The 18,124-nt window shown below is 52.9% G+C and carries 15 protein-coding genes; 12 read left to right on the forward strand and 3 right to left on the reverse strand.

Annotated features, from left to right (window positions below):
• Positions 1–6: 6 nt before the first annotated feature.
• Positions 7–999, reverse strand: a complete 993-nt coding sequence (locus K0T92_RS07255) for a ketoacyl-ACP synthase III (RefSeq protein ID WP_219871768.1) — start codon at positions 997–999, stop codon at positions 7–9.
• A gap of 228 nt (positions 1,000–1,227) precedes the next feature.
• Between K0T92_RS07255 and K0T92_RS07260 the strand changes: the two genes are divergently transcribed.
• The 6 genes from K0T92_RS07260 (at position 1,228) to glpX (ending at position 6,200) form a co-directional block, all read left to right on the forward strand.
• Entirely contained in the window at positions 1,228–1,956 is a 729-nt protein-coding gene (locus tag K0T92_RS07260) for a YhcN/YlaJ family sporulation lipoprotein (protein WP_219871769.1), read from the forward strand.
• Between the two features lie 932 nt (positions 1,957–2,888).
• Positions 2,889–3,113: a helix-turn-helix domain-containing protein gene (locus K0T92_RS07265; protein ID WP_219871770.1), complete on the forward strand. Its 225-nt coding sequence runs from the start codon at positions 2,889–2,891 to the stop codon at positions 3,111–3,113.
• 126 nt (positions 3,114–3,239) lie between these two features.
• Complete coding sequence (locus K0T92_RS07270) at positions 3,240–3,578, forward strand: L,D-transpeptidase (RefSeq protein ID WP_219871771.1); 339 nt, start codon at positions 3,240–3,242, stop codon at positions 3,576–3,578.
• A 149-nt stretch (positions 3,579–3,727) separates the two neighbouring features.
• The gene (locus tag K0T92_RS07275; protein ID WP_219871904.1) at positions 3,728–4,354 is read left to right on the forward strand and encodes a CBS domain-containing protein; all 627 of its coding nucleotides are present in this window, start codon (positions 3,728–3,730) and stop codon (positions 4,352–4,354) included.
• Positions 4,355–4,367: 13 nt separating this feature from the next.
• The gene (locus K0T92_RS07280) at positions 4,368–5,180 is read left to right on the forward strand and encodes a pyruvate, water dikinase regulatory protein (RefSeq protein WP_219871772.1); all 813 of its coding nucleotides are present in this window, start codon (positions 4,368–4,370) and stop codon (positions 5,178–5,180) included.
• Between the two features lie 15 nt (positions 5,181–5,195).
• Positions 5,196–6,200, forward strand: coding sequence for a class II fructose-bisphosphatase (glpX, locus tag K0T92_RS07285; protein WP_219871773.1), 1,005 nt, complete (start codon positions 5,196–5,198; stop codon positions 6,198–6,200).
• Between the two features lie 199 nt (positions 6,201–6,399).
• On the opposite strand, the gene K0T92_RS07290 is transcribed toward glpX, so the two are convergent.
• Positions 6,400–7,008 (reverse strand): TetR/AcrR family transcriptional regulator, encoded by a 609-nt coding sequence (locus K0T92_RS07290; RefSeq protein WP_219871774.1) that lies wholly within the window; start codon positions 7,006–7,008, stop codon positions 6,400–6,402.
• A gap of 240 nt (positions 7,009–7,248) precedes the next feature.
• Here K0T92_RS07290 and K0T92_RS07295 point away from each other — a divergent pair, with 240 nt between their 5' ends.
• Both K0T92_RS07295 and K0T92_RS07300 read left to right on the forward strand, forming a co-directional pair.
• Entirely contained in the window at positions 7,249–8,718 is a 1,470-nt protein-coding gene (locus K0T92_RS07295; protein WP_219871775.1) for a DHA2 family efflux MFS transporter permease subunit, read from the forward strand.
• Positions 8,719–8,882: 164 nt separating this feature from the next.
• A complete protein-coding gene (locus K0T92_RS07300) occupies positions 8,883–9,134 on the forward strand; it encodes a hypothetical protein (RefSeq protein ID WP_219871776.1) in 252 nt (83 codons plus the stop codon).
• Between the two features lie 356 nt (positions 9,135–9,490).
• Here K0T92_RS07300 and glsA read toward each other — a convergent pair whose 3' ends face one another.
• Positions 9,491–10,435, reverse strand: coding sequence for a glutaminase A (glsA, locus tag K0T92_RS07305; RefSeq protein WP_219871777.1), 945 nt, complete (start codon positions 10,433–10,435; stop codon positions 9,491–9,493).
• Positions 10,436–10,621: 186 nt separating this feature from the next.
• Here glsA and K0T92_RS07310 point away from each other — a divergent pair, with 186 nt between their 5' ends.
• From K0T92_RS07310 to K0T92_RS07325, 4 genes are all read left to right on the forward strand, one after another.
• Complete coding sequence (locus K0T92_RS07310) at positions 10,622–11,299, forward strand: tetratricopeptide repeat protein (protein WP_219871778.1); 678 nt, start codon at positions 10,622–10,624, stop codon at positions 11,297–11,299.
• Positions 11,300–11,471: 172 nt separating this feature from the next.
• A complete protein-coding gene (locus tag K0T92_RS07315) occupies positions 11,472–13,220 on the forward strand; it encodes a sensor histidine kinase (RefSeq protein ID WP_219871779.1) in 1,749 nt (582 codons plus the stop codon).
• 139 nt (positions 13,221–13,359) lie between these two features.
• Positions 13,360–14,973, forward strand: coding sequence for an SWIM zinc finger family protein (locus K0T92_RS07320; protein WP_219871780.1), 1,614 nt, complete (start codon positions 13,360–13,362; stop codon positions 14,971–14,973).
• The gene (locus tag K0T92_RS07325; protein ID WP_246627949.1) at positions 14,970–18,083 is read left to right on the forward strand and encodes a DEAD/DEAH box helicase; all 3,114 of its coding nucleotides are present in this window, start codon (positions 14,970–14,972) and stop codon (positions 18,081–18,083) included. The genes K0T92_RS07320 and K0T92_RS07325 overlap by 4 nt, the downstream gene beginning before the upstream one ends.
• Positions 18,084–18,124 lie beyond the last annotated feature (41 nt).

Consider the following 18,124-nt stretch of genomic DNA (forward strand, 5'->3'; position numbering starts at 1 on the left):
GATATGCTAGAGTGTCCAACGCAGCAGCAGCGCAGACTCTGTCAAGCCGCCGCCAAAGCCGTAGAGCAGAACCGTATCACCCTCCGACATACGTCCTTCCTTCAATGCGAGGTCGATAGCAAGCGGAATCGAGGCGGCTGAAGTATTGCCATAATGCTCAATGCTGGACAGCGTGCGTTCGATAGGAATGCCTGTTTTCTCACAAACCGATTCAATAATGCGCATATTGGCACTATGCGGAACAAACCAATCGATATCCTCCACGGTAAGCGAGTAGCGCTCCAACAGGGCGTTAATTCCTCTTGGGACCTGGCTTACAGCCCACTTGTACACCTCACGGCCATTCTGAACAATCTTGCCATTGGCCAGTATCTCCTTGCCATTAATGGAGGAGGACAGGCTGGAACGATACAATTGATGGCCCTCTCCGCCACTGGTCGATACATAGGAGCCGATGAAAGCGCCCTTGTCAGCTCTCTCCACAAGAGCAGCCCCGGAGCCGTCCCCGAACAAAATGCATGTTGTACGGTCGGTGTAATCCGTTATTTTGGACAAGGTTTCTGTGCCGATAACGAGAATTTTGCGATGCACACCTGTCAGAATGAGTCCGTTGGCAATTTGCAGCGCTGCGACGAAGCCGGCGCATGCCGCTTGAATATCGACAGCCCCGCATGAAGCGATTCCGAATTCCGCCTGTACGCGGGCTGCCATGCTTGGGAAGAAGGTGTCGGGTGTAGTCGTTGCAACAAGGACAAAATCGACATCCTGGAGCTGTACAGGGTACCGCTCAAGCATATTGCGCACTGCCGCAAAGCAAAGATCGCTGCAATACTCATCCTCCGCCGAGATCCGCCGCTCGACAATGCCTGTACGCTGAACGATCCATTCATGATTCGTATCGACGATTCGGGATAAGTCCTCATTGGTTAAAATACGGTCGGGCACGTATGAGCCGAATGCAGTTAATGCTGCCGCCGATTGAAAGGATGGATGAGACATTCCAGACCAGCTCCTCTAATGTGTATTATCCATTTAATAACAGTTTATTATCATCTTATTATCAAGTACTAGTACCAGGTGCTAAGTATATCTTTACTGTACTGAATACCCGCCATTTTGTCAACTTCCGCACACGGGTCAAAAACTTGCCAGCATAGCCACCACCTATTGTGCTAACGCTAAGAACGGGTCGCATCATGATCTCATAATGAAAACGGAGGATGACAAATGCAGCGCAAATGGGTACTGATCGCAGCAGTTGCCGCATTGAGCACGATGCTTGCCGGGTGCTCGGATAAGCAAGGCGATCTTGGCAACCGCAACATTCGTGAGAACAATGTCCGTTATGACATGAGTGGCAATCGCATTATGAGCAAGCGTTTCGCTGATGACCAGAATAATGAGATGAACCGCAAGGATGGCCGCCGCTTGAACAGCAACAACATCATCGGCCTTCACAAAAATTACCGGCTTGAGATGAGCGAAGAGGTTGCTGATCAGCTTGCCGCCATGAAGGAAGTCAACAAGGCATATGTGATGCTGACCGATAATAATGCTTATGTTGCCGTATCTCTCGACGATGGGAAGAAGAAGGTTGGCCCGAATGCGATGAGCAGGAGTCAAGTGCCTTCACAGCCGCTGGGCAGAACGAATCAAGGGTACAGGCATTTGGGAGTGAACGGCAGCAAGGATTTTTCCGCCGGTGTTTATGACGGCAGCCGCATGAAGGGATTGGATTCGAAAGTTACTGAGGATCTCAAGTCACAAATCGCGGGCAAGGTGAAAGGAATGGTGCCGCAGGTGGATAATGTGTATGTATCTGCTAACCCCGACTTTGTAGACCGGATGACTGCTTACATGGATGATGTGCGGCTCGGTCATCCGATTCAGGGCTTTATCGTCGAATTTAACGCGATGGTTGACCGCATTTTTCCCCATCAAGCGAACAAGCGGTAAGTTTTGCCCGGCATAATCAGTACTAATCACATAAGAGTTGCCCGAAGCAAAAGGAACAATCGGTAACGTTCGCAGCGGATGCGGCGGTCGGTTGTTCTTCTTTTTACATAGCGGATGGCGGACTGGACTGGCTTAGTGTGTCCATAAGTATTCAGATTAACCTTGGCGTGTTTCAAATCTTGCTCAGTCAGTTAATGGAAAAACTTGTGACTGATGGTTGATGTAACAACGAGGACGATCCGTCATTTCAAACGCCGAGAGGTGCCGAGATGCGAGATACGAGATGCGAACCAGGCGAAAGATGCGAAACGGCATTTATTTGTTCGTTTCTGACCCCATGAGGGTGAAATGCCTGCCAGAGTGCAGGTATTTTACCTTCGTTTCACCTTATCGGACGATTTTCCCCAAAATTCATGCCTGATCGCAGGAATTTAACCATTATGGCGTCTTGGAACCGAAATTCATGCACATTCGCAGGCTTCATATTGGTATGGAATACGTAAAGTTCTCGTGACGGATATAGCTTGTGAAAGTGTTGGGTTTTTGCTCCAAGCTTCTTGCGGAATATCATAATCTTAATGACGGTCATGTCTTCAATAATAACGTATTCGACCGCTTGAAGTGGCTTTTAACGCTTCCGCCAACACAAAGCGACTCAGATGTTGTTGTTCGATATTTTGTTCCCATTTCATCAGCCTCACCTCGCCTGATCGGTTTATTTTATTAAAGAGCAATGCTCGTAGAAAAAACCAGTTGCGTGAAACAGCATTGACGATGCACATCAAACAGAATCTGTTTACGTGGAGCTATGGAAAACTGCCCATTTTTCCTAGGGTACTGCACCACAGCAGGCGCCCCTTCATACTATATTTTGACTGTATCCCTTAACCTTGTTAAACCATAAAAACCCGAGCAAGGAGGGGTGACGAATTTTGAAGGGTAGCGACCAGAAGAGCAAATTTTTATTAACCCATCGTGAACGTGAAGTCTTTGAACTGTTGGTACAGGATAAAACAACTAGAGATATCGCGCAGCAATTGTTCATCAGTGAAAAGACCGTGCGAAACCACATCTCAAATGTGATGCAGAAGTTGAATGTCAAAGGTCGTTCGCAGGCGGTTGTCGAGCTAATCAAGCTTGGGGAGCTAGTCATTTGACATCACCGTATACCTTATTAAGCCTTCTTGCCATGCTTCCAGCTTTGGAAGCGTTGGCGGAGGGCTTTTTGATTGATGGAATCGGGGTTCTTGCCCTATGCCCTAAGATAGAAGGAGTGAAGAGACATGCCTGCTTATCGGATTATTGTGGATCTCTCGGACAGACAGCTGTATTTGCTCGATGGGAACAGAGTGGTGCGCGGGTTTCCAGTTGGCATTGGCAAAATGCTGACGCGAACACCGGCCGGCGAGTTCACGATTGTGAATAAACAACCGAACCCCGGAGGGCCTTACGGCGCGTTCTGGATGGGACTATCCAGGCCGCACTACGGCATCCACGGCACGAATGATCCGGCCTCCATCGGCAGAGAGGTATCCCATGGCTGCATACGCATGTATAACAACGATGTGCTTGAGCTTGCCGGCATCGTACCTATACGCACCCGTGTAACGATTCGTCCGTAAACCGAAGGAGCAGCATTTTTATATTGCACATTAAAAAAGATATATGATACATTACTTAATATATATGATGAACTATTATATGGATGTTACATTATATTAGTGATATTTAAGACAAAGGTGTGGTTTATATTACGTTATCCCAACGTCAGATGGAGATTGTGAAGCTTGTGAAGCTTCACGCCCCGATCACCGGAGATGGCATCGCCGAGATGCTGGGCATCAGCAAGCCGACGCTGCGGGCGGATCTGTCGCTGCTCGTCATGCTCCGTCTGCTTGAAGCGAAGCCTAAGGTCGGCTATTCTCTCGGTGATGCAAGCAACGGGCGGGAGAATGGGTTCAAACGGTGGCAGGGTGCGCTTGTGAAGGATGTTCAAGGAATGCCGATCAATGTGGCGGAGACCGTATCTGTGCATGATGCGGTCATCACCTTGTTCATGGGGAATGCGGAGGCGCTGACTGTGGTGGATGAGCAGCAGCATTTTGTAGGCGTGGTGACACCTAAGGATCTGCTGAAGATTACGCTGGGCAATCCGAACGCGGCGTCGATTCCGGTCAGCATGGCGATGAACCGGCTGCCTTCTATCGTTGCCGTCCGATCGGATCAGCCGCTGCTGGATGCGGTCAACAAGATGCTTATGCATGAGATGGACGGTCTGCCTGTCGTATCCGGGGGAGAAGTATCCTCAAGGCAGGTTGAAGTAACGGGCTGGATCAGCAAAACCAATATTATCCGCTGGATGACAGAGACAGAGCTCGAGATGCACAGGCAAGGATAGGAGGAACCTCAAGTTGGCCAGACAAACATACCCGATCTATATTTGCTCCGATGCTGTTGGAGAAACGGCTGAGGCTGTCGCCAAAGCAACGATGAGACAGTTTGCGCTCGAGCAGGTGAAATTAAAGCGGTTCAGCCATATTAAGACAGAGGACGAGATTAGCGCCATAGTGGCGGAAGCGCTGGCAAGCGGCGGTTTCATTGCCTATACGCTGGTTCAGCCGGAGCTGCGCGAAGCGATGAGGGAGGAGTCGCTGCGCAAAGGAGTACGCGCGATCGATGTGCTGGGGCCAATGCTGCAAGCGTTTATCGATACATTCAATGATTCGCCCAAGCGGGAGCCGGGGCTGCTCCATACGCTGGATGACGATTATTTTCGCCGGATTGAGGCGATTGAATTTGCAGTCAAATACGATGACGGCAAGGACACCCGCGGGCTTCATCTCGCACAAGTCGTGCTTGTCGGTGTATCCCGAACCTCGAAGACGCCGCTCAGCATCTATCTGGCGCACAAGGGCATTCGTGTGGCGAATTTGCCGCTCGTTCCCGAGGTGAAGATTCCCTCAGAGCTGTGTGTTGAGGGGGGCAAGCTGATTGTCGGATTGACGATGAAGCCAGAGCAGCTCTCCAGCATTCGGACGGAACGGCTCAAGGCGATGGGGCTTCCTTTCTCAGCGCAATATGCGTCTCTTGACCGTATCCAGACCGAGCTTGATTATGCGGACATGATAATGAAATCGCTGCGTTGTCCGGTCATTGACGTGACTGGCAAAGCAATTGAGGAAACAGCAGGTACGATCATTCAGTGGCTTCAGGAACTAGCATAATGGAGGCGATGCAGCATGGAACGCGAACTGTCACTGGAAATTGTACGGGTAACTGAGCTGGCGGCTCTGGCCTCAGCGCCCTGGATGGGCCGGGGGGACAAGCATCATGCAGACGAGGCGGCGACGAATGCGATGAGGGCGATGCTTGATTCGGTCTCGATTCAAGGAACGGTCGTTATTGGCGAGGGGGAGATGGACGAGGCTCCGATGCTGTACATTGGCGAACAAGTCGGCAGCATGCAGGGGCCAGAGGTGGATGTGGCGGTTGATCCGCTTGAGGGGACGGAGATTGTCGCCAGAGGGCTTAATAATGCAATGGCAGTTATCGCCGTTGCGCCAAGGGGCAATCTGCTGCATGCTCCTGACATGTATATGGAGAAGCTGGCAGTCGGTCCGCTCCTGGCTGGAAAGCTGAGTCTGGATGATCCCATCCGCACGACTGTCGAGAAGGCGGCGCTGGCGCTGAACAAGCAGGTATCGGACATTACGGTCATGATACTCGACCGTGACCGGCATATGACGTTAGTCGCGGAGCTAAGGGAAGTAGGCGTACGGATCAAGTTTCTCTCCGATGGCGATGTGGCGGGTGCGATCGCGCCCGCATTCCCTGAGGCGGGCATTGATCTGTATGTCGGTTCCGGCGGAGCGCCTGAAGGCGTACTGGCGGCGGCAGCGCTGAAATGTCTGGGCGGTGAAATTCAGGGCAGACTGATGCCCGAGAATGAGGAGCAGGCGCAGCGCTGTGTCGAGATGGGCTTGACCAATCCGCGCAAACTGCTTCGTATGGACGATATGATTGGCACAGGGGATGTGATCTTTGCTGCTACGGGCGTAACGCCCGGTGAGTTTCTTGGTGGTGTCCAGATGCTTCCAGATCAGCGCGCAGAGACACACTCCATTGTGATGAGAGCCAAGACACGCACGATCCGTTTCATCAAGTCGCTTCATTATTTGCCGAATAAGCCGATTCTGGGCAAGAAGCAAGCGGACATCGGAGATTGGGCTGCACCGGCATTGTGAGGTTTCTGAGCGGCTGGAGCCAATCGGCCGACCGACCGCCGCCATGCAGCGAAACACCGCGCGCCGGGAGCTGCGCGCGGTGCGATTCGCAAAAAAAATACCGGGATCGGATTTGACGGTTCTACCTACGACAAGGAGCGCTTATCAACTTTGCACAGAGCAAGGCAAAGTTGATGAGCGCTCCTTTTTTGGGTGCCATTTAATCTCCTGCAAACAATGTGCGGCGATAATGGTCGAGAAAATGTTTTTTGATTTGGTCGCCAGAGTAATTGCGTTCCTGAATGAGATGGATAAAGGCTTCCGGATTGATGCCGGTTACAATGTTGAATGCGGTAAACTCCGCATTGAGCGGACGGATTTCAGCGCTGTCAACCGCTTCTTGAAGCAGCCGCTCCAATACCGCCTTCAAATATAGACAGGGAGGTATATTATAATATTTGACTTCGTCAACAGAACAGAAGGTAGGCGCTTTAATGACATGGAACCATTGAAGCTTCTCAACAGAGAGATCTATCCATCTGCTCATCAGCTCCAGCAATCGTTCTTGAACGGGGAGATGGGCGGCTGTCATCAAGTAACTGTCCAATTCCTCCGTGAATCGACGGAAGCTGTCTTGAAGCAGCTCCGTGCACAGATCCGCTTTGCTGGAATAACGGCGATAGAGTGTCCCTTGCCCGATTCCGGCGGATTTGGCGATCTGATGCATGCTGACACTTTCAACACCATGTGTGACGAACAATTGGCTCGCGGTTTGAAGGATGAGTTGTCGGTGCTCGGCAGCGTCTCTGCGTTCGTTACGTTGTTGCATGGCTACACCTCGATACAAAAAAATCATATGACTTTTATTGACATAGCAGCAGCACGGGAGTAATATCTATTAAGCGGACAATTGTCCGCTTAGATTATAAGCTATGGACTGCTGCGCGCTGCTATCAAGCGTTCTAATTGTACTCCCGAATGGTGAGAGAGGTCAATGCTGGGCTTCTTGCATGCCGAACGTACGAGCGGGTTCGCCAGTCACAGAGCATTAGGGTAGGAGGAAAATTCAATGTCAGCCAAACAAGCACCGGCAAGTAGTGGTGCACCGTTCTCTATTCGTCAAATTCTGGCTCCGCTAGCTGCCATCATCGTCGGCCTGTTCATGGTTATTCTGGATGGAACAGCAGTTAATGTTGCGATTCCGGGGTTAATGGCCGAGTTCAAAGTGGATTATCAGCTGGTACAGTGGACTGTAACAGGCTATGCGCTTGCACAGGCCGCGGTCATCCCGCTGGCCGGATGGCTCTCCGACAGGTTCGGGGCGAAGAAAGTATTCCTGATCTCCGTCTTTCTGTTCACAGTCGGTTCGCTTCTATGCGCACTGGCAACGTCGGTGGAGCAATTGGTTATTTACCGTATCCTTCAAGGTCTTGGCGGAGGAATGGTGATGCCGATTGCAATGGCGTTTACTTACCGTTTAAGCCCGCCTGAGAAAGTAGGGGCGGTTATGGGCATGATGGGGATCCCGATTCTGCTCGCGCCAGCACTTGGCCCGGTAGTAGCAGGCTGGCTAGTCGACTATGCAAGCTGGAAATGGATCTTCCTGATCAACATTCCAATTGGGATCATCGGTATTTTGCTCGGCATGCGCACTCTGCCCAATATTGAACGCCAGGCTGTCGCTTCGCTGGATAAGTTTGGAATCATTCTGGCGCCGCTTGCATTCGCCGCTCTGTCCTATGGTGTTACAGAAGGCGCGACTAGCTGGACAGCTGCGAAGACGATTATCGCAATCAGTGTCGGAGTCGCTGCGTTGATTCTGTTCATTATTGTCGAGCTGAATCGCAAGGATCCGCTGCTTGAGCTTCGTGTCTTCAAATCTGCTGATTTCTCCAAAGGTATCGTTGTACAATGGATTTCACAGATTGCTTTGTTCGGAACGATGTTCCTGGTGCCTTTATTCCTGCAGGATGCCAAGGGATATACGGCATTCGAAACGGGATTGATTATGCTCCCGCAGGCTGTAGCCGCAGGGATCTTCATGCCAATAGCCGGTACGCTGTATGACCGGATTGGAGCTCGTCCGCTAGTACTTATCGGGATGACGCTAGTCACCGTAGCAGCTTCTATACTGTCGCAGGTCGATGCCGAATCCGGCCTCGCGATGATTATTATTCCGCTGTCGCTTCTGGGCGCGGGAATGGGCCTGTCGATGATGCCGCTCAATACGCATCTCATGCAGTCGGCGCCAAGAAATCTGGTCAGCCGGGTCTCCTCGCTTACGAATGCTGCTCAGCAGGTTATGTCCTCCTTCGCTATTGCAGGCCTGGCAACAATTCTGGCCAGCCGCATGAAGGTCTATGGACCAACTGCAACGTCGAAGCTGGAGATGTATTCGCTCTCCTTCGGAGACACGTTCCTCGTGCTGACGGGTATTGCTGTCGGCGGCGGATTGCTTGGATTAATCCTCAATAGACCGAAGCGCGTCGCGGAAGGCGCGGACAATGAGAAACCGGAAATGATGATGCATATCGGTTAATGCAGCTCGGGCTTCCCTGATGCGGGAGTTCCGGCAATAAGCAAAAGCATCTCCTGACCACCTGTGAATGTATACAGAGTGGGCGGGAGATGCTTTTTCCATTATTGAGGGACTGATACGTACTTGGCAATGCCACCTGCTGCGCATTATAGGCGGGAATTTCCTTGCTGCTGCTTCAAGGAACCAGTCCCGCCCACGCGAAACGTGACTTTAAAGCCGAAAAAACCGCTCACAGCTCCCAAAACTACCCCCCCATATCGGTTGTAGGAGGAAAAACCTGGAAATATCCGTTTACAAGCCGTACCTTCATCGTTTTGCCTCCGTTGGTCATTAATGGGCTCCAAACGAAATCAGCGATTGCCTTCATCTCGGCAGGAAGAGAAGAAATTCTGCGCAAGAGCAGGCATTTCGGTTAAAAAAGCCATAGGTGGCAGAATTCCTGCGAGTGCGCAGGAATTACAGGCCGAATTGGTCCGATATGGACAAATCCGGTTTAATGCCTGCGCTTTGGCAGGCATTTGGTCTTCACCAAGCCAGAACGAGGAACAATCCTGCGTTTTCGCAGGCTTGTTTGACGTTTGAGGATGCGCTGCTCTCGGCAGAAGGAATTTCCGGCAGTCCCAATGTTTGCAGGCATTGTCGAATCGAACATGGCATGCTAGGCTTGGGCCTGGCATCGATTAGATATTAGATTAGATTGAATAGGTTTTTGGATTGGCTTGGATTAGATTGAATTAAATCGGATTAGCTCAGTCCGAATCGGCCTGGCTCGTCAGAATAAGCTCCAATCGAAGGCCTCGGACATCGTTTCCAGCAGGTGAACCCCTGCTACACTGTTGCCCTTGCGCCCGAGGGCGGGGCCGATCACACCGATGCCGTACTGCCCGGGGACGAGGGCAAGTATGCCGCCGGACACGCCGCTTTTGGCCGGAATGCCAGCACGGATGGCGAATTCGCCTGAGGCGTTGTACATGCCGCATGAGAACATGAACGTCTTGGCAATCTGCACGTAACGGCGGGGGACGAGCTCTTCTCCGGTTAACGGGTCGGTACCGTTGAAGGCCAGAATCAGGGCCATTCGCGCCAGATGGCCGACATTCACTTCGACAGCGCAATGCTTGAAGTAGACATCGAGCACATCCTCCACTTCTATCTCTTCTCCAAGCACCTCATTATCCTTCAGAAAATAAGCGAGCGAGCGGTTCCGGTGCGCTGTTGCCGATTCGGAACGATAGACCTTTTCACTGAAGGTCAATGAAGAGTCGGCCGCCGCTGTGCGGAAAAATCGCAGAATACGCTCGGTCTTCTCCGCAGGGGTAGCACCGTGTATGAGTGAAGATATGGCGATAGCGCCTGCGTTAATAAGCGGGTTGAACGGCTTGCCCGGTTCCACTAGCTCAAGCTTGAGCATCGAGTTGAAATCATCGCCAGTCGGTTCCATCCCAACCTTGGCAAAGACAGCGTCCTCGCCATTATCAATGAAAGCAAGCAGCAGTGTAAACACTTTGGAGATGCTCTGCATGGTGAAGAGCATCTCCGTATCGCCTGCCGATGCGCTCTCGCCGCCGCGACCCATTACAGTGATGCCCAGCGCATCGCGGGATGCCTTCGCAAGCTCCGGTATGTAAGCTGCAACCTGGCCTTCCGCCGCCCGCATGCGGCTTGCCTCCAGCCATTCCGGAAGGCGGGCTTTCATTCGTTCGATTGGTTCTTTCATCTTGATCATCCTCCACAGCCAGCTTCCGTTTTCTTCAGTTTACGGCGCTCCTCAAGCTTTAAGCAAGAGGTTGCATGTTCAAGGTGCCATTTTTGACGAAATGACTACCTAAAGGTGCGATGATCAGATACAATTATGGGATAATTTATTAATTCATGATGCATGACGAATAGGCAGGTGTGACAGGTGATTAAATTTATTGCATTTGGTTTCTTGTGGTGGCTGTTCGGCAATCCTTTCCTTGCTCTTATTGTTCTATTGGTTCTGCTGTATGCGCTTGACCGGCGGTTCGTGGGCGTAACTCCAAGCATCGTAAAGCCTTACAGACGGCTGAGGATGATCGGGCGGCTTCGCCAGCAGGCAGCTATGAATCCCAATGATATTCCCGCCAAGCACGAGCTCGGCAGGCTGCTGGTTGAGCGCAAACGTTATAAGGAAGCAAAAGAATGGCTGATGCCGCTGCAGGATGCATTAGAGCAGTCCGCAGAATATTGGGATGACCTCGGCAGTTGTCTGGCCGGCTTATCAGAGACGGCTGCCGCAGAGGCGGCGATCAACAATGCGCTGGCGATCAATCCGCGTGTCAAATACGGCGCCCCTTACCTGCGGCTGGCATCATTGTATGCGAAGAGCGACCCTGCGCGGGCAATCGGGTATCTCCAATCTTTTCGCCATATCCAATCCTCCTCCTGCGAGGCTTATTACCGGCTGGCCGGGATGTATCGGGAGCTGGGCCGCAAGGAGGATGAGAAAGAGGCGCTTGCTGAATGCAGATCGATCTATCGCATGCTTCCCCGTTATAAGAAACGGTCGGAGCGCAAGTGGGCACTAATGGCCTGGTTAAGATTCCGTGCAGTGAAATAGCGGTTTGCAGCGTGATTTTATTCATAATATGCTCTCTCGGCAGGCAATGTCAGGATAATGGAATGGATCGCTTCCATATATGTTCTTTTCTATCATTGTCCTAATAGCGAAAATCATTCATACTGTGTAGTAGTTTAGAATCAGGACCATTAGTTACCGAGGGAGCATATCGATGAGTCGGAACGTCTGGCTGCTGACCGTTATTCTGATAACCGTCTTATTAGGTGTCAACAACACGATCTATTATTTTACTACCAAAGAATCGCTTGAGGATAATCTTCGTCATGAGCTGGAGTCGGTTGCCAAACAGATTCAAATCTCCATCGAGCTGTCCAGAAACGGCGCCGAGGTCTATCAGGAGCAGATCGGACGCGAGCTAAGGGCGGCTTCTATTGCTGCACAGTTCGCGCTTAATCCCGAATTGGAAAAGGTTACGAACGCACAGCTCGGCGAATTAAGCGATAAGCTGGATCTGCTGGATATTACGCTGCTGCAGCGGACCCCTGACAATATCATTCTTGCCAAATCATCCGACCCCGGACAAATCGGCTTGAAAACCAAGACCTGGGACCCATGGTACAAGGCGTTCAAGCAGCTGTTCGATGAGCGGCGCGTTACGATTGACTGGGGACAGAAGCTGGAGAATTTCTGGAGCGGCCCTTTCGAATTCTCAAGCTCGGATACGAGCAAGGTGAACAAGTGGGGCTACTATTACGATGGAACAACCGATTATATAATCGATCCCTACATCAGCTTTGATGACAGGCAGCTGCATTATGAGGAGCGAACAGGCGTGAGCCGTCTCATCACCCGTACGCTTGGAGAGAACAGCAGCATTGTAGAAATTGCGGTTATCAACCCTCACACCTTCCCGCTCGGAACCCGGACGACGATAACGGAAGAGGGCAAAGAGCTGAAGCATATGACGCAGGAGCCCATCATTAGCGGCTCGAACCGCTTCAAGCATGACAGCGATAAGGCGAATGTGAAGCTGGCGAATGAGCAGGATGATTATGTATGGCTGGATACGCATATGGATGGCAAGCATATCATCAAGCTCTATATTCCTGTTTCAATCGATGAGAAATCAGCAAGCATGGTAGATGAGAACGGGGATCCGATCAACCGGTACGTTCTAATGCTCGTCGCGGATTACAAGTCGATTCAGGACAAGCTCGACAAGCAGTTTGTCGGAATTATTCTCATTATTGCCATCGTGACGCTGCTGAGTCTGCTGGTTCTCTATCTGGCCTTCATCGCATATCGCAAATCAAGGGATAAGCTGGTTCGCAAAGCGCAGGAGACTTATGTCGATGAGGTTAACGGGTTGTTCCAGTCGATCCGGGCGCAGCGGCATGATTTCATGAACCATGTGCAGACCATTCATTCCTTCGCCCAGATGAACAAGACGGAAGAGCTGAAGCGGTATACGGCAGAGCTAGCAGGCGAGATACGCGAGATGAACGATATTATTAATATCGGCAATCCGGCGATAGCGGCGCTTATCCGCTCCAAAATTTCGCAGGCGGAAGCAATGAGAATCAAGCTGAAGGCGGATTTTACCGATCTTAACAAGCTGGAGCTTGGGGTCAAGTCGCTGGATCTGACCAGAATGCTGGGCAATCTGATTGACAATGCATTCGATGAGGTGCAGAGCTATGCGGAGGAACGGCGCTGTGTCAGTGCCAGAGGCTGTCAGCAGGAGGGCTATCTGGAGTTTGTGGTGAGCAATATTTGTGACGATACGGCCAAGCTGAGCGATAAGCGGATTTTCGATCCGGGCTACAGTACGAAGAATGATGCCCATAACGGCCTTGGTCTGGCTATTGTAAAGTCCATTGTGGATCAGTATAAAGGAACGGTGCGGATTGTGATGGATAAGGAGGACTGGATCGCCTTCATTATCCGAATCCCCCATTAGATGAAGAGATACGCTGAGGCAGGCTGCTTGCAGCGGAATTTAAGGAGGATTAGCTTCTTGCTTGGACGGAATAGTCTGAGCAGGAAGCTTTTTATTTTGATATAATAGAGGGATGTTGAATAAGATCGGAGGGACGGGAATGGACTTCATTGAGCTGCACGAGGACATGCGGGTGAAAATGGAGGGAGAGCTTGCTGCTGCCATGCCGCTGCACCTGATTGAGCGGGGATGGGACTATTACCGTCGGGACAAGGTGCATTCTGTGGAGGTTATGGAAGACGGCTCCGCGATCTATGGAACTGTACGCGGCAGCGATTTCTATGCGGTTACGCTTGACGGCGACGATTTCAGCTACAGTACATGCACATGTCCATATAATGGCTATTGCAAGCATATGGCGGCTGTTTTCTTCGCCTATTATCATTATGCGCCGGATCTGAGTGCGGACGAAATATACAATTGGCTGCTCAATGGCGGCGAGTTGGTAACGCAGAGAGAGGTTATTGGGAATTCCGCTCGTCGGGGGGGCGAAGCGGAAGGACGAGATGGCAGGGATGTACATGTTGACCGGATGAATCCGGGAGGATGGCTGGAAGAGATGGAGCGCCTGCATGGCGCATCGTGGAAATTATGCCGTCATTCGCTTCACCCGCTGCAGGCGGTGCTGTCGGCGCTGAAGGGATTGTCGAAGACGTGGGACGAAGGGCTGCGGCGCATCCATTGGATGCATGCAATTCTGTTCGTGATCGAGCAGGCGGAGAAGGCCTATTCGATGATTGACAGCTACAGCCGCTATTATTATGAGATGGCCTACGCGCGGATGACGGAGCCTTGGCTTACGCATTATTTTGAGCTGGCAGCGGATCTTAAGCCCAGTGAGATGACGGATAACGAGCATGAGGCGGTTCAGAGTCTGCTTGCGATGTTCCATGATCGGGACATGGATCGGGAGATGCAGCTGCATCGCTGGGAAATGATGTATTTTGCATTGTGGTCCCGCCTTATTGATAACTCGGAGTGGCGTGCCGGCGAGGAAGCTTGGCTGACTGCACAGATGGAGGCGGCCAAAGATGCGGGGAGACAGAGCTTTTTCTTCCCGATGGCGATGGCTTATCTGGCCTTTGCCGATGGGCGCGATGAAGCCGCAATCGGGCTGCTGGGTGAGACCGTGTTCAACCGAACGGTGCTGCTTGCTTGCGATTGCGCCTTCCAGCGGCTGGAGGAGAGCGACTGGGACAGATTGGAGAGCTGGATCACTTACTTGTTCGGCGGGCTGTCCATTGAGCGCAAGTCCCGGGCATTCGGGCCTTTCCTGTCGATGTGCAGAATTGCCGACGAGCGGCAGCCGGACAATCCGAAATGGCAGCAGTACTTGATCTCATTCCTGCCGCATTCCTATTCTGCGCTCACGGATCATTGGAAGCAGCGGCAGCAGTACGAGCAATGGACCGATCTGCAGCTGCTGCTCGGCATCGAGCCTGAGGATTTGGATGTGGGGGATGTAAGGGAGCTGGCCAAGGTCGCACCGCAATCGCTTATTCCGCTCTATCATCAATCGATTGATACTGCGATACGCTCGCGCAATCGGCAAGGGTACCGTCATGCAGTCAAGCAGATGAAGAAGCTGGAGCGGCTCTATCGCGCAGAGAAGCAGCTTCATAAGTGGAGCCTTTATGTGGATGGTATTGTTCGCAAGCATCATCGGCTGCGGGCACTGCAGGAAGAGCTTTGGAGAGGAAAGATTATTACATGAGAGGCTTCACAGGTGCGGAAACGGTAAAGGTTGACGGATATTGGAAGGATGGGGAGGGCATCGTGCTTGCGGTGTCTAATGCCTCAAGCCTTGCGCATCGGGCGAGGCATCTGCTGTTCGCGTGGCATGAGGCCTCCTGGTACGGAGCGGATATCGAGGAACGGATGGAGGATCGTTCCACTGTGAAGGAGCTTCCGATGTCAGCACTGCTCGCTATGGACTATTTGGCCGCACCGGAGCCGGCCCGGCTTCTTCGGGTGGAATGGAGCGAGCAGGCGCTGCAGCTGATGGAGATGGCGAAGCTGCTGCGGCAAGCGCTTATGAAAGGCTGGTTTATGCCGGATTGGTCGCGCTGGTCGGCAGATGCGCGGGCCTGGAAGCTCGCCGTTCCGGGATCGGAGCGGGCAACAGCCTCGCAGTTGGAAGAGCTTGCGGATACGCTGGAAGCGCAGGGGAATAAGGGAGCAGCCAGAAGATGGCTGAGCCATATCATTGAAGAAATGATCGAGGGCGACAGCCGTGTCGCAGCAGTCTGGGAGAAGACCGTTGCAGATTCAGGCAGCGGCGCTCTTATGATGAAGGCGGCGGATAAGGAAGACTGGCTGGTAGCCATTGGCTTGAAGAAGGATACGACTCCGTTCCGGGCTGCGCTGCAGCTGCTTGAGCCGGATGAAGATGAGGGCTGGAGGCTGCGGCCGGCCGTTCAGGATCGTGTCGAAGGCGGACGCTGGATAACGCTGAATCGCGCAGCTGCTGCTGTGCGGCGGGTTGATAGCGGCGGCGCTCACGAACAGGAAGCCACCGTGGCGGCGCTGAATGTGAATGCGGATCATGCAGATTATGCGGAAGATGCAGATCATGCGGAATATGCGGTTGTCAGTCGCGGAGAGACAGCTGCGGTTCAGGCTCTTCGTGATCCTGCCGCCGTTGTCGGCGGCGACGGATTAGCCGCAGCGGCTTCCGGGGAAGCGGGCTCACGGCTCCGCTGGCGGCTGCCCCAGGATGCGCCAGCGGAATGGGGGCCTTATTTCGCCGAGCGGATGGGCAAGGAAGAGGCCAAGTGGCTTGCTTCGCTGCCGGACTGGGCCAGAACGGAGCGGGCGGAGGACGGAATCAAGACCGAGCTGAGCGATGGCGAAGCATGGGCGTTTCTTGAGGATGCCAGCGCGCGTCTGCTGGCTGCCGGTTGTTCAGTTCTGCTGCCAGGCTGGTGGGAAGCGGTGCGCAGCCGCAAGATGCGGCTTAAGGCAAAGGTGAAGTCTTCGGTTGGCTCATCGGAGCAGCCGATGTTCGGGCTGAACCAGATCGTGGATTTCGATTGGAAGCTCGCTGTTGGCAATGTCGATATGACCGAAGCGGAATTTATGCGGCTTGCGGAGGAGAACCGGCGGCTGATGCGTGTTGGCGGCGAATGGGTGCATCTTGACCCGGACGATGTGGACCGTATCCGCAAATGGCTGAAGAAGAAGGGCGGCAAGCGGGATTTCACGATGCGGGATGTGCTGGAGATGCATCTGCGCGGCGGCTCCGAGCTGGAAGCCGAGCGTGAGGATATGGAAGCGCTGGAGGCCGAGGTTGAGCTGAATGAGCATCTGGCGGCATGGATCGGCAAGCTGAATGAGTCTGCGGATCTGCCGCTGGTAGAGAAGCCGGAATCATTCCACGGCGAACTGCGGCCTTATCAGCTGCAGGGGGTGTCCTGGCTTGCTTTTCTGCGGCGGTTCGGACTTGGCGGCTGTCTGGCGGATGATATGGGGCTTGGCAAGACGATTCAATTCACAGCGTATTTGCAGCATATTATCGAGCAGGGCAATGGCCAGGGGCCTTCGCTGCTGATCTGCCCGACCTCCGTTATCGGCAACTGGGAGAAGGAGCTGGAGCGGTTCGCCCCGACATTGCGGGTGCTTGTTCATTATGGGCCGCGGCGTGATCGCGGAGAGGCCTTCGCTGCGGCTGCTGCGGAAGCTGATCTGGTCATCACCTCTTATGCGCTGACGCCTATTGATGAAGAGGAATTATGCGGGATGCAGTGGGATGTTGTGTGCCTGGATGAAGCGCAGAACATTAAAAATTATTACACGAAGCAATCTGGTGTCATACGCAAGCTGCCCTCGAACCATCGGGTCGCTCTAACTGGAACGCCGATGGAGAACAGGCTGACTGAGCTGTGGTCGATTTATGATTTCACCAATCCGGGTTATCTCGGCAGTCTCAATGAATTCCGCAAAGCGGTCGTTGTTCCGATAGAACGGGAGCGGAATGCGGAGATTATTAACGAGCTGCAGCGGTGGGTGAAGCCATTCATGCTGCGGCGGGTGAAGAAGGACCCTGCCATTCAGCTGGCGCTGCCTGACAAGAATGAGACCCGCACCTACTTATCGCTTACCGTGGAACAGGGCACACTATATGAGAATATTGTCTCCGAGCTGCTCGGCAAGCTGGAATCGCTGGGCGCTATGCAGCGGCGCGGGTTGATCCTGTCTACCTTAACTAGGCTGAAGCAGGTATGCGATCATCCTAACCTGCTGCTCAAGGAAGAGATCAAGAATGCCTGGGATCCCGAGCGCTCCAACAAGGTGCTGCGTGTACTGGAGATGGTGGAGGAGATTGCGGCGGAGGGCGAGCGCTGCTTGATCTTCACCCAATATGTCGAGATGGGCGAAACGCTCAAGCGGCTGTTGGAGGAGCGGCTGAATGTGGCTGTGCCTTATTTGTACGGCGGTGTGCCCAAGGCGGCGCGTGATGCGATGATCCGGAAATTCCAGGATGAGGAGCAGCCGGGCTGCGCGTTCGTGCTGTCGCTGAAGGCAGGAGGAACAGGCCTTAATCTGACCGCTGCCAATCATGTTATCCATTTCGACCGGTGGTGGAATCCGGCAGTGGAGAACCAGGCGACCGACCGTGCCTTCCGCATCGGACAAACGAGGAATGTGCAGGTGCATAAATATGTGACGCTTGGTACGCTGGAAGAGCGGATCGATGATATGATTACCCGGAAGCAGACACTGAACGATCAGGTAGTGGGACAGTCCGAGAACTGGATTACCGAGCTGTCTACCGACGAACTGCGCGAGCTGTTCTCGCTGCGCAAGCAGCGGCTTAAAGGGTAGGGAAATGTATGACGGCAGTTGGAAGACAAGTGAAGCAGAGT

Origin of the sequence: Paenibacillus oenotherae, from assembly GCF_019443105.1 — a bacterium.
Classification (GTDB): Bacteria; Bacillota; Bacilli; order Paenibacillales; family Paenibacillaceae; genus Paenibacillus_Z; species Paenibacillus_Z oenotherae.